This window comes from Colwellia sp. MB3u-8 (genome assembly GCF_014076985.1).
In the GTDB taxonomy this organism is placed as follows: Bacteria; Pseudomonadota; Gammaproteobacteria; order Enterobacterales; family Alteromonadaceae; genus Cognaticolwellia.
On record NZ_JACGVA010000012.1, the window covers coordinates 1 to 1,035 of the forward strand.

Below are 1,035 nucleotides of genomic sequence, written 5' to 3' on the forward strand. Positions count from 1 at the left end.
CAATCGACATCATTCGTTTGAGGTTATAAGCGAGAACATGAAGACTCATCTCGGTACTGACATTTTTCAATTGTTTGGTAAGGAAGTGGGTTGCCCCCATCCACATTTTTATGGTGCCAAAGGGGCTCTAACGTTTGCTTGCGAATGAGTACCGTGTCAGGTGCGTTTTTCAATCGTGTTAGCATTTCTTCCATTTCACCTTCGTGTATCCAACGCCTTATATTTCGTGGCTCGCGTTTTGATTGGGTACATTTAGCGCGAATATCACAGTCCCTGCAAGCAATGTGGTCAACATAGGCCTTGAGTTTCACTCCGCCTTCTTCAACATTTCGTTTATGTGGTATTTCATTCCCCGCAGGGCAAACGTAAAGGTCTCGGTCTTGGTCATATGACCCGTCCTAGTATGGGTTGACACATTTTGAATTAAAACGCCTGATGAACTTCATCGGGCACAAGCGCAGAGGCCCCCATATCTTGAGTTTCTTTGATATCACGTCCGCCGTAGTAACCTTTGTCAGCTAACACTGTAATGTTTTTCTGCGCCAATGCTTGCTGCGTCAACCGTGTCAAATCGGCCAACTTGCCACGGTCATTGGTATTGGTGACTTCGTGCGTCACTATTAAATGATGTTTCCTATCAACAGAGCTTTGAACGTTATAACAAACCTGTCTGTTCATGCCTTGTGTTTTAAGTAAGCGGGCATCAGGGTCAACCGTGGAAAGTTGCTTGTCTGGATGCGCCTCCACTTGTACAGCAAGTTCCTTGAGTGTTCTGTTCATCCATGCAATTTTCTCAGCAGCAGAGGCTTGAACAGCATCAACTTTATCATTGGCATCGGCGGTTTCAAGTCGACTTAAGTAATTCTCAATATGTTTTTCCATACGACGAATATGGTTTTTAACTTGGTTCGGCGTGTAATTGTTGTGCTTGCTATTAACCGCTTTGAATTTACTGCCATCGATAGCCACAACGGCATCGGTGAACATATTCATTTGACGGCATAACTCGATGAAGTGACGGCAGACTTTGGTGAT

Annotated in this window: 1 pseudogene; it reads right to left on the reverse strand. The window is 44.5% G+C overall.

From position 1 onward, the window contains the following. Positions 1 to 1,035: pseudogene (locus H4J54_RS00095) on the reverse strand (transposase); the annotation flags it as partial.